Raw genomic sequence first — 24,217 nt, forward strand, 5'->3', positions numbered from 1 at the left:
ATATGCTTGCGTAGCCTGGAAAAAAGCAGTAACATCCAGAGCTCTAGCAGTAACATCCAGAGCTCTATAACTCTAAAATTCTAAATAAGATCCAAAATATTTATAGACATTGATGGTCCGGGAGGAATAATTCTGGACGGAAGTAAATGGTTTATGCTGGTGATTCTTGGTTTTCTCTCTGCAATTTTTCTTTTATCCCTCTACGGCTCCGGAAATTTGCCCCTGCGTATGAATGACGTTGATAACTACGGAGGGATTAACAGAGAGCCCGGATCGGAAATCTTAAGAAAAATATACGTGAATGATAGTGATTTTCAAAACCTGACAAAAGGGAACTGTACCTATGAAGTTGGAATCTTCAATGAAACAGGGGAATCCGTAGTATATATCCGGATTAACGGCTGGTATATTCACGAAGTAACTGTTGAGCTGCAAAACGGTACATTAAAAACCATCGGACCGTCCGATTCCCTGGAAGATCTTTACATGGAAGCTGATTCCCTGAATGGGCCTGTAATATCCACTTATTCGAAAATGACCGGCGGAGAATTTTACATGATAAATATTGACACACCGAATAAAACAGTGAAATATATTGAAAAGGTGGATGAATTGCCTGAATGGACTGCAGAAGCTGAAGTAGTGGGATCTGAGCTCATCCCCTGACATGACCTTACATGATCTGACATTATAATGCAAATCCGTTTGTTAATTAAATAACCTGTGGAGAACTCTATATGAAGACTAAATCCAAAAGACATTTTCTGCTCATGCTGTTCCTGATATCCCTATCCATTTTTATTTCAGGTTGTGGGGGGAAATCCGGTGGTGAATGGATTACATCTGACATACGGCCCGACGGTGAAGAAGTCGTATCTAACATGCAGATGAAAATGGATAGTCTTGAAGACTATTCTTTCACAATGTATGTAAATTCAAGTTTAAGAGGGCAGAATCCGGAAATATATGAAGTTGTCTGGAAAAAGCCTGATTTAATGAAAATGATTCTTTTAGGTCCGGATAATGATACGAAAATAATTATGGTCTCTGATGGAGATTTCCAATGGATTTACAGTTCCGAATCCGAGACTGTTTTCAAAGCGGAAACTTCTGATGAGTTTGATGGTTTGAAACTTTTTGAGCCTGATGTTTACGCTGGTTTTTTGAACGGTTTCATCCTTAGTGGGAGGTCCCCTTCCCTCCTCGGGACCGAAAAAATAGATGGGGAACGCGTATATTTGCTTGAGCTCACACCTTCTGAGAATAATGAATCACTTCAATCGAAATCAAGAATATGGGTCGACAGCGAAAACCGGATGCTTCTCGGGTATGAACTATATGACAGCAAAGGAAATGTTTATCTTGACATGAAAATTCAGGACCTGAAATTGAATACGGGAATTCCGGATTCTGAATTTGAGTTTAAAATTCCTGATGGGGCACAGGTAAAGGTATTGAAGCCGGAAGACTTTAAAAATGAACCTGAAAAAATGACGCTTGAAGAAGCAAAACAACTTACTGATTTCGAAATACTTATCCCTGAATATCTCCCGGAAGGCTATGAATTTAATTATTCAACGGCATCTTCCGGTATCGATACTCCTTATTCCACTTTTCTCCATAGCGGCTTCAGCATTTTTGCAGGATACCCTCGTGAAAAGTTCACTCTGGTATATACTAATGGGGAAGACGAAATACGTATTGTAGAAAGCATTTCTGAACAGAGTTTTCCTGAAACTCAGGATTTTGAAAGTGAAGGAGAGCCTTTTCTGGTCAATAACAAGTCCGGTACGATTTCTTCGGTATTTGAAGGAAATATGAAATCTCTGACCTGGCAAGATGGGGAACTCGAAATTACTATTATTTCTTCTTTAGATAAAGGGGAGCTGCTTAATATTGCCGAATCCTTCTCCTGATATCCGAGAAATTTTAGAACGAATAAAATAAAAGTTGGGGTTACAGACTTCACATTCTTTTTTGTTGTAAAAAAGTACTGGCAGTATTTAAGATCATATAATCTTTCTGGCCGAATAATAAAACAATTATTCCTATCTTTATGTGTTGATATTAAAAAATATAATCATAACTATTACATGCAATTTGATTGTTGAATACGCTGGTAAGAAAACTTATAAAGAATTAACTAAAAGTAGTTTATGGAGTTCAAACATAGAAACTCAAATTGAATTATTGAGAGGTTTATTGTATGAAAAATATGACCTCGGTTCTAACTAAAACTCAGGAAGTAGTCGGAGTTTTATTTGGAGTTGTATTATTTTATTCTTGGCTCATATTTATATCTGGTATTAAAATGTTATTTTTTTCAGAAACGATATTCGTAAATGGCAACGAAATGACCAGGGCTCAATATTGGGGTCAAGTAGATCAATGGCTTGGGGCAGGTCTTATTTTATTTTTTTTGATTTTTGGACACTATTTATTGTATAGTAAGAATATAAGTAGAATTGAAAAAAGTCGTGACATCATCGGTATGAAAAGCACATTAATAGGCTTTATTCTGTGGCTCTTAATAGCAATAATTACTTTCTCATTTAGAATTACTATCCCTTATTCTCTCAATATAGCCGGCGGATACATTACAGTAATTTCCATTTATTTTTTAATGAGAAAGGATCTATATGAAATTTCAGATTTCTAGGAATAACAGAATAGTTTTGGCATGTTATTTACATTATAACTTTTGACCTTCCTTTACTCTACTCAAACGGTCTCCAACTCCACTTAACATATGTCTATAGGGATAATTACCGTATAACCTGTTGAACTCATGGAAAGCTAAGCATTGATTTGTCAGGTAATTTTGGAATCGGGTATTACTTGCGCAATGAGGCTGATAAGTATGGAACTCAAAAATTTATTTACCATATTGCTGATTATTTTTTCAATCAACTGCGCATCTGCTATTACAATTACGGTGGACGCAAATAACGGCAATAGTAATTTTTCTTCTATACAGGAAGCAATAAACTTTGCACAGGAAAATGATTCAATCCTGATCTACAAAGGAAACTATTCGGAAACTCTTACTATCGATAAACAATTAAAAATCAGTTCTATTTCTCTCAACCCGGAAGATGTAATTATAAATCCGAGCATCTCTTCCCAACCAGTAATCCACGTTACATCAGATAATGTAGAAATAACCGGCCTGGTAATCTCCGGGAACGAAAGGCGTTTATCTGTAACAATGAGCCCAACTTTAATATCTTCATCCATGACCATTAATTTGAAGTTTTCATAATCTTTCAGTGCGGCTAGTTTTTCTACGTAAGGTGATAGCTTCAATTCTCCTGCAACATGAAAAGGAACTATAAGCTCAATAGGGATTCCTTCTTTCACTCTTTCAGAGATAGAATCAGCATACCCTTCGGTTACTACGGACGATATACCGTATATATGATCTGCTTCTTTAAGCATTTTTAACTGATTGTTGTAGACATTAAGGATCTTCATACCTTTATCCATGATGACTTCGGACTCGTAAAGACATCCGATTTCTTTTAACAAAGGACTGGGAATTCCTTCGAGGTAATGTCTCAACCAGAAATGTTTAAATTTATTAATTGTCCAAAATGTTACAAAAGAGTCGTCTATCCCTGAAGCTACAATTTTTCCTGCTGATGTCAGGAAATACTCATGTTCTTTTGTTTCAATCAGATGATCCGCTTCGAGTTTCCTGAGCTTTGGGATTATTGCCTGAGACGTGCTTCCGGTAATTTCACGCAGCTGGGAAAGCTTTTTGCTGCCCTCGTTTAATGATAGAAGTATCTCTGTTAGAAGTCTTGATCTATATATTGCCTGAACGTCATCATCCATCTTCTTATAAATTTCGAAGCTATTCATTTCTTGTCGCCGCATCTACAGATTTTTTTCCTCACTTTCTTATTAAATTGTTTTGACATAATATATTCTATTCTTTTGTTGGGATATGCATGTTGTTATTGTTTTTATTAATTTTATGGCTTAGTGACGAAAAGAATCTCCAGATTATTTGTTAAAAGTGGGTCGAATTTCAGACGTCAGCTAGAGCTCTGAAATTTTGTTATTTTTGATGAAAAAGAGAATCTGTTTAATGAATATTAATCAGACTGATGAATAATTCATCACCGTAATAAATGTATAGGAGAAGATTAAGAGAGATTTTTGAATGTGAAGTTCAAACAAACTTTCCAGAGCACATTTGAACTTCACATGCCCTGAGGCGTGACGATGTTAGCTTTGAGAGTACTTAAGGCTTGCTTGATTCTGCCTCGGGAATAAAATATAGAGGTGAGATTAAATGAAAAAAAGTAAAGAACTGGGCAAAATTTTCAGGCTAACAGTTATACTTATCGTGTTAACAGCTTTATTTCCAGTTGCTAATGCTTACGAATACAATGATTGCAAGTGGACTTCTGGAACAGCTGACTGGCGATTTAGTACGGATTTTCCAAGCGACTATAAACAGTGTGTAAGAGATGCGGCAGATACATGAAGTGATGCTGGATCATCTTTCTCATTCAACTACGATTCATGGGAAATTACTTCTAAAGTTGATTGGACAAACCTTGGAAGTGACGGACCGTGTGCAACCGCATCTATAGCACCTTACGAATCTTCCATTCAATGGGCTGTTACAGATATTAATAGTGCGCTAAGCTGGACCACTTCTTCTAGCTCGTCGTACCCACCTTACGATATCCAAACTACTGCATTGCACGAGTTTGGTCATTGGCTATCGTTGGGAGATACATATCTTGATGGTACAGTTATGCTTTGGATTTATGATGGGTCGGTGAGGTCATTGTCACAGGACGATATTGATGGGATTAACTATATCTATTAAGGGTGTGGTAAGATGAACACAAAAAATACACTAGTTGGCATACTGTTCCTATTCTTCGTGGTGGGAGGTGCACTAACCTTCATGGATGGAAAGGCTGCGGATCCGGTCACAATTTATTCTGAAGGACAATGGGATGCTCGCGTGCTGAACAACTCCTATCTGGCAAATAAATCAGATGTGATTGTTATAGGGGAAGTCAAAGAGATACTTTCAGGGAAATGGACGACTGTAGATGGTAAAAGGCCGACAATAGTCTATGATGAGCGCATTTATACAGATGTCATTATAGGAGTTGAAGAATACCTTAAGAACCCACAACCTTCAGAGGAAATAACCGTTAGAGTAATGGGGGGTAAGGTAGGTGAAGATAGGGTTATAGTTACAGATGAAGCGGAATTCGAACCTGGTAAAAAGGTTCTTCTTTTCCTGACTACAGAGGACCCCTTTACCAAAAATCTTGGTGGGGAGCACTTCAGGGTGACTTCCTGGGCACATGGAAAGTTCGAAATAGTGGACGATCACGCGATCAGACCGAAAGTGATGGAAGAGTACCAGAATATCTCCTTACGAGAATTGCGTGAAGTTATCCAAGAAAGTAAGTAAAATTCAAAGAGGGTACAAAAGTCCCTTTTATTTTTTAAGTTTGGTGGAAGTTAATCAGTTTTGTTAATGTTAATCAAACTGATGATAATCCATCGTGAAAATAAACGTTTGAATAACATAATAAACATTTTGAATAGGGGTTATAAGAACATTTGTAGTGTCAATTCAAACTTGATATGCCTAGGGCAAGGGAATCAAATTTGAGAGTACTTTTAAATCGGTACATTGGTCGATTTCTACAAAAACATGATGGACATGTAAATATGAATTCGAGCTATCTGCGTACGTTTGTGTTTATTCGTGGTTTATTATCAGAGCACAACCAGTAAAAAAACTTTTTAGAATCGATATATTAACCTCTTTTCATTTTTCAGGAGCTAAGAAACATGAAACAAAGAATGAGGCTATTCATAGCTTTCCTTCTGGTTTTCGAAATAGTCATGCCTGCACTTGCTGAACCCTCTCCCTTTCCCCCCGGATATGGTGACAGTATTGGGTTTTTTTGTGCAAGACACATGAACATGGAGGGGAATCAAGAAATAATGGACTTTATAAACACATGTGGAATTAGTGATTTTCAGGAAGTTGATGTTAACCGGACTCACACTTACGTATATATTATTCCGAAAGAAAATTGCTCGAATAAACTGGTATTCCTTGAAAGAAGTGGAGAAATTATATGGGTCCGACAGATCGGGATGAATGAATATACATTCAGGACTACACTGGACAATGGAACTGATGAAGCAAATGTTTCAATACCTTTACACTGTTGGAGCACAGCTATCATAGTTATAGATTGGGAAAACAGGTATCCAATAACGACAATGGTAAAGATAGAAACCGGTAAAGATAGAAACAGTTTGAGAAGGTAACTATCCAGTTATTTTCTAACAAGTTTCTACATCACTGAAATTTTGTAAAATCTGTTTTCCCTTTACAATACCAGAAAAGCCTCTCTCCCCATTCGACGGCCTTCGAGTCAGAACTGAACAAACCTTTGCTTATGTCGTACTCAACACCTTCTTTTTTGTACAGATTCATAGAAAGGCGTTTATCCGTAACAATGAGCCCAACTTTAATATCTTCGTCCATGACCATTAATTTGAAGTTTTCATAATTTTTCAGTGCTTCTATTTTTTCTAGATAAGGTGATCGTTTCAATTCTTCTGCAACATGAAGAGGAACTATAAGCTCGACAGTGACTCCTTCTTTCACTCTTTCAGAAATAGAATCAGCATATCCTTCGGTTACTACGGACGATATACCGTATATATGATCCGCTTCTTTAATCATTTTTAACTGGTTATTGTAAACATTAAGAATCTTCATACCTTTATCCTTGAGAACCCCAGACTCGTAAAGACATCCGATTTCTTTTAACAGAGGACTTGGAATTCCTTCGAGATAATGTCTCAGCCAGAAATGCTTAAATTTATTAATTGTCCAAAATGTTACAAAAGAGTCAGCTATTCCTGAAGCCACAATTTTTCCTGCTGATGTCAGGAAATATTCGCGTCCTTTTGTTTCTATCAGATGGTCCGCTTCGAGTTTCCTGAGCTTCGGAATTATTGCCTGAGACGTGCTTTCGGTAATTTCACGCAGCTGGGAAAGCTTTTTGCTGCCCTCGTTTAATGATAGAAGTATCTCTGTTAGAGGTCTTGATCTATATATTGCCTGAACGTCATCATCCATCTTCTTATAAATTTCGAAACGATTCATTTCCTGTTGCCGCATCTACAGATTTTTTTTCTTACTTTCTTATTAAATTGTTTTGACGTAATATATTCTTTTCTTTTGTTGGGGCATGTATATAGGTATCGTTTTGTTAATTTTATGGATTAGTGAAGAAAAGAATCTCCGGATTATTTGCTAAAAGTAAGGTCGAATTTCAGACATCAGTTAGAGCTCTGAAATTTCGTTATTTTTTATGAAAAAGAGGATTGTTTTAATTAATGTTAATCAGGCTGATGAAAAATTCATCATCGTAATAAATGTATAGGAGAAGATTAAGAGAGATTTTTGAATGTGAAGTTCAAACAAACTTTCCAGAGCATATTTGAACTTCACATGCCCTGAGGCAAGGAAATGATAGCTTTAAGGGTACTTAAGGTTTGTCTGTTCTTGCCTCGGGAATAAAATCACGAGGTAGAAGTATGATTGCAAACAGAAAATTTGGTATTGGTGCACTACTTGCGGCAATATTGATTGCGAGTATGGCGTTTGTGCCGGCTGTGAACGCACAGGCAGACATCAACGCATCTGAGAAGCTTGATAGCATAAAAATTAATAGTGTCGTAGATGAGAAAGATCGAAAAGAGTATTATGCGACAGTGCCGCATGAAAATGGGACACAGCAAAAACTCTATGTTAAACAGTGGCAGGATGAAGTTGACGGAAAACAAGTTTGGAAGTTCGATGTATATGAAGTAAATGCTGATGGGACATTATCAACTGTTTCATTCGGTAAGGATTCGTATTATTGGACTGATAGCAGCGGTATTCATTTCCATTTTGGACCAAGGGATAATGTATTATTAAGAGACGGAAGTATGGTAATAATAGATGGCATTGCTGCGATTATTGCAATTTTCCAGCCTGAAGCAGCGGGTGTACTGGCAGCATTTGCGATTGCAATGGATGGCGTAATTATAGCCGTAGAATGGGAAGAATCTAACCCTGATGGAAGCCTTGATGTGTTCATAAGCTGGACGAATTTAGCGAAAATTGCATTGCCTGGGGTCCAAAACATATCCGTGAAGATTGGATCACATTATTATACTGTAGTTTTCTGATCTAACACAATTTTTGGACTTCGTATCGAATTATACTGATCGAATATATCTCATCGTGCAGATATTCGGCCTAACAATTTTTGGATGGAGTTGCATGAATAAGATTATCTGGAAACTACTGCTTGTTTTTGTCTTTATTCTAATTCCACTCATGTCATACGAAATAGATGTATGGCAGGTAAACGCAAAAGCGGGCTTTGCTTTAGTAGCTTACGCAATCGGACTTATTATAGGAGTACTTGCAGGAATAGTTGCTACTGAGCTAAAATATGCATACAAAAGATGATACTTGAGTAAATTCTAAAAGATGTGTGTAAAATTTTGGCTCTTCATCACATAATAAGACAAACTAGGCAAAATCGACACAGTGCCAATAAAACTGTAGGATTATCACTTCAACTCGTCGAATACAAAAATAAATGTTTGGCTATGATGAGGATTGTTAAATCTCCTTCTATTAATAGAGGGGTTACAATGCAAAATATCAGAAAAATACTTCTCATCAGGCTGTATCAAAACCTTTTTGAATTCTACAATTGGGTAATATCCCATTTCAGTTTTTACTTTTGTTTCATTTTCGACAAAAAGAGTTCAATTTTCACAGATCAACATAGCTTATTTGCCTTTCCTACTGTAATTCCCCATTTATCCCTGCATTCATTTCCTCCCCCAGTTATCATTTTTAGAATTTCCTTCAGGCTTTTACCTTCTCTTTTCACGAAATCTGCTATTTTCTTTACGTTGTGTACAGTACACATCATAACAAACTCAATTTTGGTCTTTCTTTTTCCTCTCAAAAGAAATTCCCTTAATCCTCTGTCCTGTTTCATCAGGTTCTACAGTACACATTCTTTTCTTATACTGTTCCGTTCCTTCTTCTGTATTCAGTTTAACCCTCATATCTTCCATTAAGTACTCTCTAGGATCTCTTGATATTGTCCTACTTTTACTCTCAGTACATGCATTTTTCAGCACACACAGATAACAATACTTGCAGACATAATACCGTAAATCGGGTTCATTATCCCTTTTTTGGATTCTTGTAAATGGGATTTCAAATGCAGCAGGGCAATAATAACAGTCTTTTATCTCATCATAAGTGAAGAGGGATTTCCTGAACTTTTTGGTTTTTCCTCTTTTCTCAACTTCATAAAAGTTGTCGGGAATATAAGCATCAATTTGTTCATTGAGTAAAAATTCTACATTATCGTACGAGAAATAACCTGCATCTGCCAGCACTATTGTCGGTTTACATCCCAGTGTTTCCTTTATATTTTCTATCATTGGTTCAATCTGATGCAAGTCGTTTTCTTCGATGACAACATCTGCTGCAACGATTATTTGTTCCTTTTCATCAACAGCAACCTGACAATTATAGGACGGTTTTTTGCTCCCATCCTTATGCTTCATAATTCTAGCGTCGTTGTCTGTGATGTTTATTTTGGTTAACTTTTCTTCGTCAAGCTTTTTCTTAGCAGCTTTAATTTTTTCTAATCTTTTCCTCTTGTCAACCAGTTCTTCAGGCATCTGGTATGGTGTCGAATCACCATACATTTCGTCTTCCTGTTTATCGATCTCAATGCTTTCCCTGAGAATCTTATTAATCTCTTTTTCGAGAGCTTCCGAACTCTTACTTTGTCTTGGAGAAGCATTTGCCTTAACCTTTGTTCCATCGATCGAAATACTGGAACCAATCAGATCCATTTCCTTACAAAAAGTGACAACCTGTGAAAAGATTTCTTTAATCGAATCAAGATGAGTTGAACGGAATCGACAAATTGTATGAAAATCTGGTTTTTGCATGGCTGCAAGGTACATAAAAACAGTATCAGTTTGGGTCATTAGCTCTATCTTGCGTGAACTTCTGATGTTTATAAGGTACCCATAAAGTAAGATTTTTAAAAGAAGTAGAGGATGATAAACAGGGCAACCTTCCTCAGAATAAGTGGATTCAATATCACTAATATCAACGAGATCTATGATGTCGTTTAGCACTCTGGCAATATGATTTTCAGGAACAAACTCTTCCAAGTTAAATGGAAGTAAAAATTGCTGCTTTTGATCGTACCTTTTGAACATGGTGAAACACTGGTATTAATTTCTTGAAAAGTATACTTTTTAAGAAATAATTATTTTTAAAGAAGATAAGCATTTCGATATTTCTTACCCAAATGTACGATCGTGTATAGTTTTGAGACAGCCTGTTGAACTAATATTTTCAAAGGAGTTTTATCTCTTTTTTGCTTTTTGGGTTATCACAGATTCAATCACAAATATTTTAGAATTACAGGGATTCTGAATTTCTGCAAATTATATTTGCATTTTTGTAAAATCTGCCTTCCTTTTGCAATACCAGAAAAGCATCTCTCCCCATTCAATGACCTTCGAGTCAGAACTGAACAAACCTGTGCTTATGTCGTACTCAATGCCTTCTTTTTTGTATAGATTCAGAGAAAAGTGTTTATCCGTAACAATGAGTCCCACTTTAATATCTTCATTCGTAAGCATTAACTTAAAATTCTTATAACTTTTCAATGCGGCTAGTTTTTCTACGTAAGGTGATTGCTTCAATTCTTCTGCAACATGAAGAGGAACTATAAGCTCAATAGGGATTCCTTCTTTCACTCTTTCAGAGATAGCATCAGCATACACTTCGGTTACTACGGACGATATACCTTATATATGATCTGCTTCTTTAAGCATTTTTAACTGATTGTTGTAGACATTAAGGATCTTCATACCTTTATCCTTGAGGACTTCGGACTCGTAAAGACATCCGATTTCTTTTAATAAAGGACTGGGAATTCCTTCGAGGTAATGTCTCAACCAGAAATGTTTAAATTTATTAATTGTCCAAAATGTTACAAAAGAGTCAGCTATTCCTGAAGCTACAATTTTTCCTGCTGACGTCAGGAAATACTCATGTTCTTTTGTTTCTATCAGATGATCTGCTTCGAGTTTCCTGAGCTTTGGAATTAGCGCCTGAGACGTGCTTTCGGTAATTTCACGCAACTGGAAAAGTTTTTTGCTGCCCTCGTTTAATGATAGAAGTATCTCTGTTAGAAGTCTTGACCTGTATATTGCCTGAACGTCATCATCCATCTTCTTATAAATTTCGAAGCCGTTCATTTCCGGTCGCCACATCTACAGATTTTTTCCTCATTTTCTTATTAAATTGTTTTGACATCATATATTCTTTTCTTTTGTTGGGGCATGTATGTTGCTATCTTTTTGTTAATTTTATGGATTAGTGATAAAAAATATACAAATCATTTGCTAAAAGTAAGGTCGAATTCCAGACATCAGTTAGAGCTCTGAAATTTCGTTATTTTTTATGAAAAAGAGAATCTGTTTAATGAATGTTAATCAGACTGATGAATAATTTATCACCGTAATAAATGTATAGGAGAAGATTAAGAGAGATTTTTGAATGTGAAGTTCAAACAAACCTTCCAGAGCATATTTGAACTTCACATGCCCTGAGGCAAGGAAATGATAGCTTTGTGGATATTTAAAGCTTGCTTGATCTTGCCTCTTGAGTAAAATCACGAGGTAAATAAGAAATGAGTAGAAAAAGAACGAATTTAAAATTATATACAATTTGTTTATTGCTACTTTTGTTTGCTGCGCCAGCTTCTGCGGATCCGGATGCTATGTTAGACAGAAGACGAACCCAATTTGGAGATCTTATAGAGTATGAAATTTATTACATCAATGCAAGATTTACCGAAATCAGAAATGATCTTTTTTTAATTCCTGATATAATTTTAATTGCAGATAGGACGTCCGGATCTGCGAGTGCTCAAGATTTTGTAAACGGTATCAATTTACTTGATGATACAACTGATGTGAATGTTGTTTTAATCGAAACTCATGGTGGAACAGTTTTTGATACATCTTATTTAATATTCAAAGATGATAGCGGTCTATCTAGTACGGGGGTGAACAATTGGATGGACGAAAGAGACGGAGGGTTCATGTTTGCAGGGGCATGTTACTCTGCAAAATACACAGATCTAGGAAACGCGTTTATTAACAACGGTTTTGATACCTATTTTGGGTTTAAAGGCAGCGTTCGCACCTTAGCTTCTTCCCGCTTTTCTTCTGTATTCTTTGATGCAGCTACTTTCACTGATGTCACTGTTTATGAAGCCGCCGCCTATGCGGAAGACGAGGTAGAAGAGGAATTTGACTATTCAACAGATGTTGCCGATAACAGGTTTATAGGAAATTCAAACTTGTGTTTAAGAACTTAAAGGAGAGAGGATTATGAAATATGGTCAAATTTTAATCTTGACTTTGGCACTGGCAAGTGCAATATTTGTGGCTTTTGCTTCTGAAGATGGAGGAATAATCTTTACGAAAGAAGATGCAAAGCAAACAAAATACCTTGATCCTTCAATTGCAGACGTAAATATCAGTTTTGAGGATGCAAAAAACAAGCTAATCTCAGAAAATTCGGAAGTAACCGATGAATCTATCAATGGAGAATTGATTGATGATGAAAATTTTGGGATAATCTGGCGAGTAAGCTCAAAAACAACTAATGGAAAAAGCATCTTTTCAGGAATAGATGCCTCTAATGGAGAACAACTTTTTGTATACGATGGATCAAAGAATGTACAGGGCAGAGACAATATAAGCAAAGATGCTGCTCTGGAAATAGCAGAAGAATATATCGAATCCAGGGTTTCAGCAGATAAAATTAATGATCTTGAGTTTGAACATGTAAACTACATAGGACCTAATGCTGATGATGTCCCTGGAACCTACAGAATTAGCTACGCAAGAATTATCAGGGGAATACCTTCTGTTTCTGATGGAATACAGCTCAGGATCAATGCAGAAACAGGCGAAGTTTCAAGCTATCGCAAAAGATGGTCTATGAATGAGGAAGAGATAGCACTCATTGATACTGAACCAAGCATTACGGATGAAAAAGCAGTTGAGATTCTCAAAGAATTCATGAGTAACGAGCCACCTATAGGAGAAGAAAAAGCAAGTACTGTAAAAATTATTTCATCGAATCTTGTCTGGAAAGAGGACGATGAAGATAAAACTCATCTGGCATGGTGTATCCGATTCATGGATTCAAGTTTTGCAAAGGACGATGACTTACCTGCTTCAGTATGGTTTGACGCACATTCAGGAGAAATGTTGCTTTTTGATTATTCAAGAAATTAAATTCGAAAGAGTTCTAATCTTTTGTTCCTCTTTGGCATGAAAGTATGTGATTATTTCTATGTAACTATTCAGAGTTCTCGCGGTGCTCAATGGAGCGCCGCTAACTATACTCTGAATAGTTACCAAAGTTTTTTCATAATCAGAAACTCATTGATTTTCAGAACATGAGGTTTAGAAAAGAGATCTTGAGTTTTGGGATCAGCTCAACTTCAGTATCTCTGAATCGCTGGAGCACCGCTGTCATAGATATGGATTGGGAAAACGAGGATCCAATAATGATAATGGTATATACGGTTTGAGAAGGTGACTATCCAGTTATTTTCTAACAAGTTCTACATCACTGAAATTTTGTGAAGTCTGCCTTCCCTTTACAATACCAGAAAAGCCTCTCTCCCCATTCAATGGCCTTCGAGTCAGAACTGAACAAGCCTGTGCTTATGTCGTACTCAATACCTTCTTTTTTGTACAGGCTCAGAGAAAGGTGTTTGTCTGTAACAATGAGCCCAACTTTTCTATATTCATCCATGACCATTAATTTGAAGTTTTCATAATTTTTCAGTGCGGCTAGTTTTTCTACGTAAGGTGATAGCTTCAACTCTCCTGCAACATGAAGAGGAACTATAAGCTCAATAGGGATTCCTTCTTTCACCCTTTCAGAAATAGAATCGGCATATCCTTCGGTTACCGCGGACGATATACCGTATATATGATCTGCTTCTTTAATCATTTTTAACTGTGTCAAGGCCGGTGAATAATTCCTCATTTTAGCCGGATTAAAATTCCCCAATTTCCAATCCTTGAGAAAAGCTCGAGGATCCTAAATAATGCTGAAAACGGAGGAATGGCTATTGATACGAGATTTGTATTCACAAGGCTTTAGCATCAGTGAAATCGCCAAACAAACAGGCTTTGACAGGAAAACTGTGAGGAAATATCTCCGACTGAAAACCTTGCCCGAACCCCAGAAACGTTCTGGAAGAAAGAGCAAGCTTGATCCTTTCAAACCTTACATACAAGAAAAACTCAAAGAAGGTCCCTATACTGCTGCTCGCCTCTATCGGGAAATCAAAGAAATGGGTTTTGATGGAGGAAAAACCATAGTCAAGGACTTCGTACAAAAAGTCCGACCTGAGCAGGGAATCCCTGCCGTACTCCGCTATGAAACAAAACCAGGTGTCCAGGCTCAGGTTGACTGGGGAGAGTTAGGAACAGTTGAGGTTGATGGAAAGGTAAAGAAACTCTTTTGTTTCAACATGATTCTTGGATATTCCAGAATGAGATATGTTGAATTTACACTGAGCATAGACACTCCAACTCTTATCCAGTGTCATCTGAATGCTTTTGAGTACTTTGGAGGATTTACACAGGAGATTCTATACGATAACATGAAACAGGTTGTTATCAAAAGAGCATTAAAATCATCAGATTCTGAATGGAACTCACAGTTTGAGGATTTCTTTAAATGCTTTGGTTTTGTTCCCCGGTTATGCAGGCCTTACAGGCCTCAAACAAAAGGCAAAATTGAAAATATGGTAGGGTATGTCAAAAGGGATTTCTTCCTTGGAAAAAGGTTTACATCTCTCGAAGACCTGAACGGCCAAGTTAACAGGTGGTTAGAAAGGGTAAATTCAACTGTCCACGGAACAACCTATCAAATCCCTCTTGAACGCTTTAAGGAGGAGAACCTGAGCCCTCTGGATCAGGTTCCTCCTTACAAAGTTGTCCATAAGGAGACCAGAAAGGTCTCCAGAGACTGTTATATTTCGTTCCTTGGAAATAAGTATTCTGTTCCTTACAGGTTTGCAGGAAGAACTGCAGAACTTCGAATATTTGAAGGAAAATTAGAGATTTATGTTGATCATGAGAAAGTCTGTGAACATGAAATCCTTCCTGGTAACTGTAGAGTTTCAAGGAAAAAGGAACATTTCCAGGGTCTACTGAGTGAGATTCTTAAAGAGAACTCAAAATGCAAAAAAGGCTCACAGATTCCGTTGAAGTTCTCAGATCCCGAAGTTGAAAAAAGGTCTCTTGATGTCTATGAAACATTCAGTGAAGGTGGTTTTGAATGAACAACTTCAGCTATGAGAGACTTCACAGTAACCTGCGGTACCTGAAGCTGAATACTATTGAAGAGCTCTTTGACAACTACCTTGAAATTGCTGCAAGAGACAGCAAGACAACAATGGAAGTCCTTGATTATCTGTTTGAACAGGAAAAGAAACGCAGAGAAGCTGCTGCAATTGAGAGAAGGATGAAGATTGCAGCTTTTCCTGTGAAAAAGACGCTTGACGAATTCGATTTTGAGTTTCAGTTATCTATTGATAAAAAAGTCATAGAAGACCTTGCAACCTTGAGATTTGTTCATAATGCAGAAAACGTTGTTTTGCTCGGTCCTCCTGGCGTTGGAAAGTCGCATCTTGCAATTGCTCTTGGAATTGAAGCGGTAAAAGCAGGAATTTCGGTTTACTTTACCAATACAGGAAACCTTATTGAAAGGTTGAAATTAGCAAATACAGAAGGAACACTTGAAAAGAAACTCAGGGACTTGATGAAATATAAAGTGCTGATAGTTGATGAAATAGGATATCTCCCATTTGACGAAGAAGGAGCTCACTGCTTATTTCAGCTAATCTCCAGACGTTATGAAAAGTGTTCAACGATCCTGACATCAAACAAGTCATATGGAGAATGGGGAGAGATATTCCAGGATCAAGTAATAGCGGCTGCTGTGCTGGATCGCATACTCCATCATTCTACTACGATTAACATAAAAGGAGAGAGTTACAGGCTAAAGGAAAGGAAAAAACAGGGAATAAAAATGGGAAATATGTATCAGTGATTTTAGAGTAAACTTTTAAAAAATTGAGTAAAATTTATATCAGCATATGAGGAAATTTATACCGGCTAATGTGAGGAAAAGTAAACCGGCCTTGACAAACTGGTTATTATAGACATTAAGAACTTTAGTACCTTTATCCCTGAAGACTTCAGACTCGTAAAGACATCCGATTTCTTTTAACAGAGGACTTGGAATTTCTTCGAGGTAATGTCTCAACCAGAAATGCTTAAACTTATTAATTGTCCAAAATGTTACAAAAGAGTCAGCTATTCCTGAAGCCACAATTTTTCCTGCTGACGTCAGGAAATACTCATGTTCTTTTGTTTCTATCAGATGATCTGCTTCGAGTTTCCTGAGCTTTGGAATTATTGCCTGAGATGTACTTTCGGTAATTTCACGCAGTTGAGAAAGCTTTCTGCTGCCCTCGTTTAATGATAGAAGTATCTCTGTTAGAAGCCTTGACCTGTATATTGCCTGAACGCCATCATCCATATTCTTATAAATTTCGAAATGATTCATTCTTGTTGCCGTATCTACAGATTTTTTTCTTCACTTTTTTATTAAATTGTTTTGACGTAATATATTCTTTTCTTTGTTGGGACACGTATGTTGCTACTTTTTTGTTAATTTTATGGTTTAGTGAAGGAAATAATCTCCAAATTATTTGCTGAAAGTAAGATCGAATTCCTGACGTCAATTAGAGCTATGAAACTTTACTATTTTTGATGAAAAAGAGAAGTGGTTTAATGGATGTTAATCAAGCTGATGAAAAATTCATCACCGTAATAAATGTATAGGAGAAGATTAAGAGAGATTTTTGAATGTGAAGTTCAAACAAACCTTCCAGAGCATATTTGAGCTTCACATGCCCTGAGGCAAGGAAATGATAGCTTTGCGAATACTTAAAGCTTGCTTGATCTTGCCTCTGGAGTAGCAAAAAGAGGTAAAGATAAATGAGAGCAAATCTGAAATTTGGAATAGGTACACTATTTGTTGCATTGTTAATTATTGGTGCAACAATTATACCTGCAATGAGTTCGAGCATTGAATTGAGCTCTAGCCAAACTACAAAAAATGAAAGCAACTTTGATTATACCCAATCGGAACTCCAGGCTCTATATGAAAAGTATGACATCACGGAAAATGATGTGAAATTCGCAAGGGGAGAATTGCCTAACTTCTTGAATGGAACAGTTCTACATGGTGATACAAAGGTTATAGTTACTGAAGATGGTAAACCACTTGAGAATATGAAAGAAGGTGTAGACTATGACATAATAATAAGCGAATCTGAAATGCTTACCATCGTTAAACAGGCAGAAAAAGATTTCTTTGATAAATATGGTGTTGATCCGTCAAATCCAAAAGTAGATATTGTGGATGGTAAAGCGATTCCAACTGAAGAAATAAAAATACTTGTAGAGAACGGTTCCATTGAGTTGTCTGATTCATCTGTGTCATCAGCTGTTACAGACAGCTTATTACTGTCAGTTTCCGATAATCCAAAGGAAGTAAATGATAAAATATATGTGCATGTGTATCCAGCAATAGACAGCGTTCATGAACCAACTCAATCATACTACCAAGATACAATAGATGGTAGTGAAAGGTTCGAAAACTTCGGAATAGATGTGTACAGAGTATGGCATTACGACACATGGGATGCAAGTGACGTATATTTTTCATATGACTCTTCAGATGTTCTTGCGGATCTAAAACAAGATTGTTCATATATAAGGGACAGTGACAATGATATTGTTCTTGGATGGGTAGATCTGCTTGACCATAACGGACGCGCATATAGAGACGGGGCGTACAGTGTTTGCGCAGTTCAAGCAGCAGGAGTGGATTGGCCACATGATAGCATCGTACAACACGAAATTTCGCACAATTTTGGCGCTTTAGACCAGGGAACATATGTCTATGAACATTATGAATGTATTATGAACTACAACTGGGCATACGGTGGCGTAAACCTCTGGTGCTCAGGTTGTGCAAACGATGTACAGTATGGAATATTAAATTAATGGCTCTAGTGTCTGTCAATCTTTAACTTCAAATAATTATGGACAAATTGTGACCGATATGTACGAAATTATACGATTGACACGACACAAGTGTCTCCGCTATTTCATTTGAACAATTTCTAATAACATTCTTAGGACTTACGCGGTTGAACTGGAAATCAATAGCATTAAACCTTCAACTGTGCAAAATATGGATTTGGCTTCAACGTCTGTTGTACTTGATTTTATCTCTTAAGTGCGTAAGTCCGAATTCTCTATTTAGGCAATATGCTTGAATACTTTTTATATAACGTAAAATTGGCCTGATGTTCTCATCTTACAAAAGGAGATATTTTCTAGCTGGATAAGTATTTTCGCATATATACAGAACAACAAAAATTGTTATTTTGCTACTTTACAAAGGAGTGATAAGGTGAATCTATTTAATAAAATAATGGCAGTAGTTTTAATTTTCTTTTTCTTTATGATGTTTCTTATTATAGCACCATTGGCGTTCACGACGATAGAACCACTTTATACAATCAAGAATTATGATGAACACCCACATAATGCAACTGTCAGAATTACTGGATATAATGGAGAGTATTTTGAAGAAACAGATTATCAGCTCAATTCAGGACAAACTGTAAGTGTAGAAAAACCAAAAAAGCTTTTACTAAAATGGTCAAACCCATTTAAAGATGGGTATTTGCACTACGCATCCGGGGATTATCATTACCATATTGTATCTGAAAATATGTCAGTAATCTATTATTCAACTCCACACCTTACAAACACTGTAATCTTTGAACTAATCAATGAAAGTGGAGAATTCAATTTGTCCATTACAGAAATGACGTAAAAAAGGAAAAATTGAAAAATGGGGTCAGACTCACATAAAACCTATTTTGAAGTAGTTTATTCCTGTTTTTTGTAAGCTTCTTTTTTGCAAGCTTCTTTTTTGCAAGCTTTTCAGTAATTTTAAGACTGGCCCCGCCATTAATGCTCAACTTCCAAATGCTATATCGTTATCCAGGAAGTATTTTCCTACCAAGGTTCGGATAATCCGGCGAGTGTAAGCCTTCCGAACTTCCGAGGCTCCGGCAGAGACATTGGTTTTAATGGCATTAAAGTCCGTACAACGCCGCAGCCCGGGTGGATTGGTTCCTCAGTTTTTCAGCATATGGATCTGGAAGTTAGTTATTGAAAGCTATCAGCAGAAGAATGATTTTCAAATCTAACTAAGGAATGATGAAAATATAACTTATAAATTTCAGTTTGGGAATTGATCTATAGTTTCATTTCCCACAATAACTATTCTTGACAACAAAATCTCTTGATATTATATTTGAATCATTCCTAAACAAGGGGCGATGTGCCAATTTTCCCTTTGATCGATGCCCATCTCGCTTTCCCACTCTTTTTGTATGCTTTAAAAATAGACGCTGTATTGGATTTTACCAAATCTTGAAAAAAGTGATTGAACTAATATTTTCAAAGGAGTTTTATCTCTTTTTTTGCTTTTTGGGTTATCACAGATTCAATCACAAATATTTTAGAATTACAGGGATTCTGAATTTCTGCAAATTATATTTGCATTTTTGTGAAGTCTGCCTTCCCTTTACAATACCAGAAAAGCCTCTCTCCCCATTCAATGGCCTTCGAGTCAGAAATGAACAGGCCTGTGCTTATGTCGTACTCAATACCTTCTTTTTTGTACAGGCTCAGAGAAAGGCGTTTATCCGTAACAATAAGTCCCACTTTAATATCTTCATCCATAACCATTAATTTGAAGTTTTCATAATTTTTCAGTGCTTCTATTTTTTCCAGATAAGGTAATCGCTTCAATTTTTCTGCAACGTGAAGAGGAACTATAAGCTCGACAGGGACTCCTTCTTTCGCCCTTTCAGAAATAGAATCGGCATATCCTTCGGTTACTACGGATGATATGCCGTATATATGATCTGCTTCTTTAATCATTTTTAACTGGTTGTTGTAGACGTTAAGGATTTCCGTGCCTCGATTCTTGAGGACTTCAGACTCATGAAGACATCCTATTTCTTTTAACAGAGGATTTGGAATTCCTTCGAGATAATGTCTTAACCAGAAATGTTTAAATTTATTAATTGTCCAAAATGTTACAAAAGAGTCAGCTATTCCTGAAGCCACAATTTTTCCTGCTGATGTCAGGAAATACTCATGTTCTTTTGTTTCTATCAGATGATCCGCTTCGAGTTTCCTGAGCTTTGGGATTATTGCCTGAGACGTGCTTCCGGTAATTTCACGTAATTGGGAAAGCTTTCTGCTGCCCTCGTTTAATGATAGAAGTATCTCTGTTAGAAGTCTTGATCTATATATTGCCTGAACGTCATCATCCATCTTTTTATAAATTTCGAAGCTATTCATTTCTTGTCGTCGCATCTACAGATTTTCTCCTCACTTTCTTATTAAATTGTTTTAACATCTTATATTCTTTTCTTTTGTTGGGACATGCATGTTGTTGTCGTTTTGTTAATTTTATGGATTAGTGAAGAAAAGAGTCTCCAGATTATTTGTTAAAAATGGGTCGAATTTCAGACATCAGTTAAAGCTCTGAAATTTCGTTATTTTTGATGAAAAAGAGGATTGGTTTAATTAATGTTAATCAGGCTGATGAAAAATTCATCACCGTAATAAATGTATAGGAGAAGATTAAGAGAGATTTTTGAATGTGAAGTTCAAACAAACTTTCCAGAGCACATTTGAACTTCACATGCCCTGAGGCAAGGAAATGATAGCTTTAAGAGTACTTAAGGTTTGCCTGATTCTGCCTCTGGAGTAAAGTAAAGAGGTTAAAAGAAATGAACAAAAATAAACTTGGAACGCTGCTTGTAGCAATGCTAATATTAGGCGTTGCATTTACGCCGGCAGTATGTGCAGCTGAAGAAAACGATTTTCAACGATCGCTATTGAAATTCAATGATTCCGGCAAAAAGAAAGTTATTAATTCTGAATTTAGTGTTAACAACGATAATTTATTGCACAATATTCAAAATGGATCAATAGTTCACTATTCATCTGATGGAAAAACTACCGTTTTTGATTCTGAGGGGAAACAGTCTTTCTTTGCAATTGATGAAGAATCTGGTAATGTTTCTACACCATCTGGAATGAAAGCAGCAACGCATGTGTTTGAAATCCCATCTGGATCTGAGATTAATACAAAAGGAAACATTACTAATGTTCACAATAACGGAGTAAGAATCCTTACTATAATCAATGATGGCAATAAGAAAACTGAAACAATTCCAGCTTTTGATGGATGGATTGAGTACTCTGTCGATAGAAATATTGATGATCTTTCAATGTTTAGAGCATACTGGACTGTTCCTTCAGAACCTTCAAATCCAGACGATGATGTAGTAGACTTCCTTTTTAATGCTATTGAACCTTATGGCGAAAGTGGGATCATTCAACCAGTTTTAGAGTGGAATCAGGCCGGTAGTGATCGATGGACGGGTGCATCATGGAGTGGTGCAAATGGTGTTTTTTTCCATAGCTCTAGGATTAATGTCGATGTTGGTGACACGATTGAAGGTCTTATGCTATGGGATGATTATCATAACAGATGGTACATCGGCTTTGAAGATGTTACGGACAACAACTTGGTGTATATTTATTCTACAGATGCTGATGATACAAACCTCGATGTGTTCACAACGCTGGAAACATATAATGTAGATGATAATGCTGATTTGCCAAGTGATACAACTTTCTACAATATGTTGTTCAAGGATACAGATGATAACACAGTCACCGTTTCTTGGGATGAAAGGTATGGTTCTGGTATACCTTCTGCTATTACTGGACTAGATGTTGTTATTTATTCATCATCTCAAGTTAAGTTGAAAACATGATTAAAGCTATATAAAAATATAAAAGATAATGCAGATATAAATTATACCATTATCTTTTATATTTTATTTTGTCTCCCAAAAAATTGGAGGTCCAACAATAATCAGTTGATGTTTTCCAGAGTGCTCACATATTCTCTTTCCGCCCTCATTTTCTGCTTTATGTACACTCAATTTCCTATACACAGTAAGCTTAGAAAACACATGCAACTAAAAGCAAAATACTCAAAGACAAAATATCAACCAACTACTAACGCACGATCAAAAAATTAAAGAATAAGGTAAATAAGGAGGAATATATATAAAAGAAAAGAACTTGTTCGCAGACTCTTTTTGTATTAAAAATAATAAATTTAAAGTTATTTTCCTGACTATTTTTTTGCTTATCTGTAGCTTCGCTGGATGTATAGGCCAAGAATCGATTGAGAATTCTTCTCAGACATCAGATAGTACTAATACATCTGTAAGCGAAGGAGTAGATAATTTAGATATTAATTACTCTGTGATTGAAGTACTTCCACCTTATGACGAATCGGAGTCAGAATGGCTCAAAACAGATGCTTCTAATATAGCTAAAATCGCACTCAAAGACAACCGTGCGAGACAGTTAATTCAGGAAGGAGGGACAATAATGGGAGTGACTTATTCCTGTCATCCAACGTCTGAGAATTATGATGGCCCAGGATGTGCTCCCGCTTTGAGAATTCAGTCTGGAAACAAGATAGTAGATTTCCTGGTTGATGAAGAAAAAGAAGTAGTCGTTGAGACGGTTACAGAAATAAATCAAAATACTTCTACTGTTTAGAGTTCCATGTTCAAAGAATCATACAAGCTTTATCCTGGTGAAAGGGCTTCAGAAGCAAAACCGTCCGGTCTTCAATATTCTACTGGAATGAAAAAATATACATTCAAGATTACACTGGATAACGGAATTGAAGAGAAAAACATTCCAATATCCTTACATCGCTGGAGCACCGCTGTCATAGATATGGATTGGGAAAACGAGGATCCAATAATGATAATGGTATATACGGTTTGAGAAGGTGACTATCCAGTTATTTTCTAACAAGTTCTACATCACTGAAATTTTGTGAAGTCTGCCTTCCCTTTACAATACCAGAAAAGCCTCTCTCCCCATTCAATGGCCTTCGAGTCAGAACTGAATAGTCCTGTGCTTATGTCGTACTCAACGCCTTCTTTTTTGTACAGATTCAGAGAAAGGCGTTTATCTGTAACAATAAGCCCAACTTTTATATCTTCATTCATAAGCATTAACTTAAAATTCTTATAACTTTTCAATGCGGCTAGTTTTTCTACGTAAGGTGATTGCTTCAATTCTTCTGCAACATGAAAAGGAACTATAAGCTCAATAGAGATTCCTTCTTTTACTCTTTCAGAAATAGAATCAGCATATCCTTTGGTTACCACGGACGATATACCGTATATATGATCTGCTTCTTTAAGCATTCTTAACTGGTTATTGTAGACATTAAGGATCTTCATGCCTCGATTCTTGAGGACTTCAGACTCATAAAGACATCCTATTTCTTTTAACAGAGGACTTGGAATTCCTTCGAGGTAATGTCTCAACCAGAAATGCTTAAACTTATTAATCGTCCAAAATGTTACAAAAGAGTCAGCTATTCCTGAAGCCACAATTATTCCCGTTTGAGTCAGGAAATACTCATGTTCTTTTGTTTCTATCAGATGATCCGCTTCGAGTTTTCTTAGTTTTGGAATGATTGCCTGGGATGTACTCTCGGTAATCTCACGCAGATGGGAAAGCTTTTTGCTGCCCCCGTTTAATGATAGAAGCATCTCTGTTAAAAGTCTTGACCTGTATATTGCCTGAACGTCATCATCCATCTTCTTATAAATTTCAAAATCGTTCATTTCCGGTCGCCACATCTACAGATTTTTTCCTCATTTTCTTATTAAATTGTTTTGACATAATATATTCTTTTCTTTTGTTGGGATATGCATGTTGTTGTCGTTTTGTTAATTTTATGGTTTAGTGAAGAAAATAACCTCAAGATTATTTGCTAAAAGTA

At 36.4% G+C, this 24,217-nt stretch carries 26 protein-coding genes and 1 pseudogene; 18 read left to right on the forward strand and 9 right to left on the reverse strand.

The features are described from left to right. Positions 1-153: 153 nt before the first annotated feature. The 3 genes from MSWH1_RS14435 to MSWH1_RS14445 all read left to right on the forward strand — a co-directional run bounded on the left by MSWH1_RS14435 (position 154) and on the right by MSWH1_RS14445 (position 2,659). Entirely contained in the window at positions 154-666 is a 513-nt protein-coding gene (locus MSWH1_RS14435) for a hypothetical protein (protein ID WP_048129642.1), read from the forward strand. A 71-nt stretch (positions 667-737) separates the two neighbouring features. Further along, a complete protein-coding gene (locus MSWH1_RS14440; RefSeq protein WP_048129644.1) occupies positions 738-1,916 on the forward strand; it encodes an outer membrane lipoprotein-sorting protein in 1,179 nt (392 codons plus the stop codon). 290 nt (positions 1,917-2,206) lie between these two features. Next, the gene (locus MSWH1_RS14445) at positions 2,207-2,659 is read left to right on the forward strand and encodes a hypothetical protein (protein WP_048129647.1); all 453 of its coding nucleotides are present in this window, start codon (positions 2,207-2,209) and stop codon (positions 2,657-2,659) included. Positions 2,660-3,030: 371 nt separating this feature from the next. Here MSWH1_RS14445 and MSWH1_RS14450 read toward each other — a convergent pair whose 3' ends face one another. Then, positions 3,031-3,864 (reverse strand): winged helix-turn-helix domain-containing protein, encoded by an 834-nt coding sequence (locus MSWH1_RS14450; protein WP_231585423.1) that lies wholly within the window; start codon positions 3,862-3,864, stop codon positions 3,031-3,033. Between the two features lie 436 nt (positions 3,865-4,300). On the opposite strand from MSWH1_RS14450, the gene MSWH1_RS14455 reads away from it, so the two are divergent. The 4 genes from MSWH1_RS14455 (at position 4,301) to MSWH1_RS19375 (ending at position 6,324) form a co-directional block, all read left to right on the forward strand. Further along, entirely contained in the window at positions 4,301-4,495 is a 195-nt protein-coding gene (locus MSWH1_RS14455) for a hypothetical protein (protein ID WP_048129649.1), read from the forward strand. A 147-nt stretch (positions 4,496-4,642) separates the two neighbouring features. Further along, complete coding sequence (locus MSWH1_RS20975) at positions 4,643-4,846, forward strand: matrixin family metalloprotease (RefSeq protein WP_369798609.1); 204 nt, start codon at positions 4,643-4,645, stop codon at positions 4,844-4,846. Between the two features lie 12 nt (positions 4,847-4,858). Continuing rightward, on the forward strand, positions 4,859-5,449 hold the full coding sequence (locus tag MSWH1_RS14460; protein WP_082088168.1) for a hypothetical protein: 591 nt from the start codon (positions 4,859-4,861) through the stop codon (positions 5,447-5,449). A gap of 386 nt (positions 5,450-5,835) precedes the next feature. Beyond that, positions 5,836-6,324 (forward strand): hypothetical protein, encoded by a 489-nt coding sequence (locus tag MSWH1_RS19375; protein WP_156148202.1) that lies wholly within the window; start codon positions 5,836-5,838, stop codon positions 6,322-6,324. A 31-nt stretch (positions 6,325-6,355) separates the two neighbouring features. On the opposite strand, the gene MSWH1_RS14470 is transcribed toward MSWH1_RS19375, so the two are convergent. Further along, positions 6,356-7,171: a winged helix-turn-helix domain-containing protein gene (locus MSWH1_RS14470; protein WP_048129651.1), complete on the reverse strand. Its 816-nt coding sequence runs from the start codon at positions 7,169-7,171 to the stop codon at positions 6,356-6,358. A 434-nt stretch (positions 7,172-7,605) separates the two neighbouring features. Here MSWH1_RS14470 and MSWH1_RS14475 point away from each other — a divergent pair, with 434 nt between their 5' ends. Together MSWH1_RS14475 and MSWH1_RS14480 are read left to right on the forward strand one after the other, a co-directional pair. Next, entirely contained in the window at positions 7,606-8,244 is a 639-nt protein-coding gene (locus MSWH1_RS14475; protein ID WP_048129652.1) for a hypothetical protein, read from the forward strand. A 94-nt stretch (positions 8,245-8,338) separates the two neighbouring features. Continuing rightward, entirely contained in the window at positions 8,339-8,530 is a 192-nt protein-coding gene (locus tag MSWH1_RS14480) for a hypothetical protein (protein ID WP_048129654.1), read from the forward strand. 319 nt (positions 8,531-8,849) lie between these two features. Here the strand turns inward: MSWH1_RS14480 and MSWH1_RS14485 are convergent. From MSWH1_RS14485 to MSWH1_RS20345, 3 genes and pseudogenes are all read right to left on the reverse strand, one after another. Then, a pseudogene (locus MSWH1_RS14485) lies at positions 8,850-10,323 on the reverse strand (IS1182 family transposase). Positions 10,324-10,554: 231 nt separating this feature from the next. Beyond that, entirely contained in the window at positions 10,555-10,869 is a 315-nt protein-coding gene (locus MSWH1_RS20340; protein ID WP_231591804.1) for a transcriptional regulator FilR1 domain-containing protein, read from the reverse strand. Positions 10,870-10,920: 51 nt separating this feature from the next. Further along, positions 10,921-11,373 carry a hypothetical protein gene (locus MSWH1_RS20345; RefSeq protein ID WP_231585421.1) on the reverse strand — a complete coding sequence of 151 codons (453 nt, stop codon included), beginning with the start codon at positions 11,371-11,373 and terminating at the stop codon, positions 10,921-10,923. A 434-nt stretch (positions 11,374-11,807) separates the two neighbouring features. Between MSWH1_RS20345 and MSWH1_RS14495 the strand changes: the two genes are divergently transcribed. Both MSWH1_RS14495 and MSWH1_RS14500 read left to right on the forward strand, forming a co-directional pair. After that, complete coding sequence (locus MSWH1_RS14495) at positions 11,808-12,500, forward strand: hypothetical protein (protein ID WP_048129656.1); 693 nt, start codon at positions 11,808-11,810, stop codon at positions 12,498-12,500. Between the two features lie 13 nt (positions 12,501-12,513). After that, the gene (locus MSWH1_RS14500) at positions 12,514-13,428 is read left to right on the forward strand and encodes a YcdB/YcdC domain-containing protein (protein ID WP_231585420.1); all 915 of its coding nucleotides are present in this window, start codon (positions 12,514-12,516) and stop codon (positions 13,426-13,428) included. 337 nt (positions 13,429-13,765) lie between these two features. Here MSWH1_RS14500 and MSWH1_RS14505 read toward each other — a convergent pair whose 3' ends face one another. Then, the gene (locus tag MSWH1_RS14505) at positions 13,766-14,155 is read right to left on the reverse strand and encodes a transcriptional regulator FilR1 domain-containing protein (RefSeq protein WP_231591806.1); all 390 of its coding nucleotides are present in this window, start codon (positions 14,153-14,155) and stop codon (positions 13,766-13,768) included. A 97-nt stretch (positions 14,156-14,252) separates the two neighbouring features. Between MSWH1_RS14505 and istA the strand changes: the two genes are divergently transcribed. Continuing rightward, entirely contained in the window at positions 14,253-15,497 is a 1,245-nt protein-coding gene (istA, locus tag MSWH1_RS14510) for an IS21 family transposase (RefSeq protein WP_048129659.1), read from the forward strand. Continuing rightward, positions 15,494-16,267, forward strand: a complete 774-nt coding sequence (gene istB / locus MSWH1_RS14515) for an IS21-like element helper ATPase IstB (RefSeq protein WP_048129661.1) — start codon at positions 15,494-15,496, stop codon at positions 16,265-16,267. Before istA ends, istB begins: the two co-directional genes overlap by 4 nt. Positions 16,268-16,306: 39 nt before the next feature. On the opposite strand, the gene MSWH1_RS14520 is transcribed toward istB, so the two are convergent. After that, positions 16,307-16,786 (reverse strand): hypothetical protein, encoded by a 480-nt coding sequence (locus MSWH1_RS14520; protein ID WP_231591807.1) that lies wholly within the window; start codon positions 16,784-16,786, stop codon positions 16,307-16,309. Positions 16,787-17,220: 434 nt separating this feature from the next. Here MSWH1_RS14520 and MSWH1_RS17655 point away from each other — a divergent pair, with 434 nt between their 5' ends. After that, positions 17,221-18,294, forward strand: coding sequence for a hypothetical protein (locus MSWH1_RS17655; protein ID WP_052723188.1), 1,074 nt, complete (start codon positions 17,221-17,223; stop codon positions 18,292-18,294). 412 nt (positions 18,295-18,706) lie between these two features. Then, on the forward strand, positions 18,707-19,135 hold the full coding sequence (locus MSWH1_RS14530; protein WP_231591809.1) for a hypothetical protein: 429 nt from the start codon (positions 18,707-18,709) through the stop codon (positions 19,133-19,135). 725 nt (positions 19,136-19,860) lie between these two features. Here MSWH1_RS14530 and MSWH1_RS14535 read toward each other — a convergent pair. After that, positions 19,861-20,679, reverse strand: coding sequence for a winged helix-turn-helix domain-containing protein (locus MSWH1_RS14535; RefSeq protein ID WP_048129663.1), 819 nt, complete (start codon positions 20,677-20,679; stop codon positions 19,861-19,863). Between the two features lie 434 nt (positions 20,680-21,113). Between MSWH1_RS14535 and MSWH1_RS14540 the strand changes: the two genes are divergently transcribed. From MSWH1_RS14540 to MSWH1_RS14550, 3 genes are all read left to right on the forward strand, one after another. Next, on the forward strand, positions 21,114-22,169 hold the full coding sequence (locus MSWH1_RS14540) for a hypothetical protein (protein ID WP_048129665.1): 1,056 nt from the start codon (positions 21,114-21,116) through the stop codon (positions 22,167-22,169). A gap of 313 nt (positions 22,170-22,482) precedes the next feature. Continuing rightward, positions 22,483-22,971, forward strand: a complete 489-nt coding sequence (locus MSWH1_RS14545; RefSeq protein WP_231591810.1) for a hypothetical protein — start codon at positions 22,483-22,485, stop codon at positions 22,969-22,971. 6 nt (positions 22,972-22,977) lie between these two features. After that, complete coding sequence (locus MSWH1_RS14550; RefSeq protein WP_048129667.1) at positions 22,978-23,205, forward strand: hypothetical protein; 228 nt, start codon at positions 22,978-22,980, stop codon at positions 23,203-23,205. 38 nt (positions 23,206-23,243) lie between these two features. On the opposite strand, the gene MSWH1_RS14555 is transcribed toward MSWH1_RS14550, so the two are convergent. Continuing rightward, the gene (locus MSWH1_RS14555) at positions 23,244-24,059 is read right to left on the reverse strand and encodes a winged helix-turn-helix domain-containing protein (RefSeq protein ID WP_048129670.1); all 816 of its coding nucleotides are present in this window, start codon (positions 24,057-24,059) and stop codon (positions 23,244-23,246) included. Between the last annotated feature and the right edge of the window lie 158 nt (positions 24,060-24,217).

It is taken from the genome of Methanosarcina sp. WH1, assembly GCF_000970005.1.
Lineage (GTDB): Archaea > Halobacteriota > Methanosarcinia > Methanosarcinales > Methanosarcinaceae > Methanosarcina.

Bases quoted from the DNA above. Each gene is read 5' to 3' on its own strand.
- MSWH1_RS14550 (WP_048129667.1), top strand. From the start codon at position 22,978: ATGTTCAAAGAATCATACAAGCTTTATCCTGGTGAAAGGGCTTCAGAA.
- MSWH1_RS14450 (WP_231585423.1), bottom strand. From the start codon at position 3,864: ATGAATAGCTTCGAAATTTATAAGAAGATGGATGATGACGTTCAGGCA.
- MSWH1_RS14445 (WP_048129647.1), top strand. From the start codon at position 2,207: ATGAAAAATATGACCTCGGTTCTAACTAAAACTCAGGAAGTAGTCGGA.
- MSWH1_RS19375 (WP_156148202.1), top strand. From the start codon at position 5,836: ATGAAACAAAGAATGAGGCTATTCATAGCTTTCCTTCTGGTTTTCGAA.
- istB (WP_048129661.1), top strand. From the start codon at position 15,494: ATGAACAACTTCAGCTATGAGAGACTTCACAGTAACCTGCGGTACCTG.
- MSWH1_RS20345 (WP_231585421.1), bottom strand. From the start codon at position 11,373: ATGAACGGCTTCGAAATTTATAAGAAGATGGATGATGACGTTCAGGCA.
- MSWH1_RS17655 (WP_052723188.1), top strand. From the start codon at position 17,221: ATGAGAGCAAATCTGAAATTTGGAATAGGTACACTATTTGTTGCATTG.
- MSWH1_RS14435 (WP_048129642.1), top strand. From the start codon at position 154: ATGCTGGTGATTCTTGGTTTTCTCTCTGCAATTTTTCTTTTATCCCTC.
- MSWH1_RS14460 (WP_082088168.1), top strand. From the start codon at position 4,859: ATGAACACAAAAAATACACTAGTTGGCATACTGTTCCTATTCTTCGTG.
- MSWH1_RS14555 (WP_048129670.1), bottom strand. From the start codon at position 24,059: ATGAACGATTTTGAAATTTATAAGAAGATGGATGATGACGTTCAGGCA.
- MSWH1_RS14535 (WP_048129663.1), bottom strand. From the start codon at position 20,679: ATGAATAGCTTCGAAATTTATAAAAAGATGGATGATGACGTTCAGGCA.
- MSWH1_RS14475 (WP_048129652.1), top strand. From the start codon at position 7,606: ATGATTGCAAACAGAAAATTTGGTATTGGTGCACTACTTGCGGCAATA.
- MSWH1_RS14440 (WP_048129644.1), top strand. From the start codon at position 738: ATGAAGACTAAATCCAAAAGACATTTTCTGCTCATGCTGTTCCTGATA.
- MSWH1_RS14540 (WP_048129665.1), top strand. From the start codon at position 21,114: ATGAACAAAAATAAACTTGGAACGCTGCTTGTAGCAATGCTAATATTA.
- MSWH1_RS14520 (WP_231591807.1), bottom strand. From the start codon at position 16,786: ATGAATCATTTCGAAATTTATAAGAATATGGATGATGGCGTTCAGGCA.
- MSWH1_RS14495 (WP_048129656.1), top strand. From the start codon at position 11,808: ATGAGTAGAAAAAGAACGAATTTAAAATTATATACAATTTGTTTATTG.
- MSWH1_RS14470 (WP_048129651.1), bottom strand. From the start codon at position 7,171: ATGAATCGTTTCGAAATTTATAAGAAGATGGATGATGACGTTCAGGCA.
- MSWH1_RS14500 (WP_231585420.1), top strand. From the start codon at position 12,514: ATGAAATATGGTCAAATTTTAATCTTGACTTTGGCACTGGCAAGTGCA.
- MSWH1_RS14455 (WP_048129649.1), top strand. From the start codon at position 4,301: ATGAAAAAAAGTAAAGAACTGGGCAAAATTTTCAGGCTAACAGTTATA.
- MSWH1_RS14480 (WP_048129654.1), top strand. From the start codon at position 8,339: ATGAATAAGATTATCTGGAAACTACTGCTTGTTTTTGTCTTTATTCTA.
- MSWH1_RS14505 (WP_231591806.1), bottom strand. From the start codon at position 14,155: ATGATTAAAGAAGCAGATCATATATACGGTATATCGTCCGCGGTAACC.
- istA (WP_048129659.1), top strand. From the start codon at position 14,253: ATGCTGAAAACGGAGGAATGGCTATTGATACGAGATTTGTATTCACAA.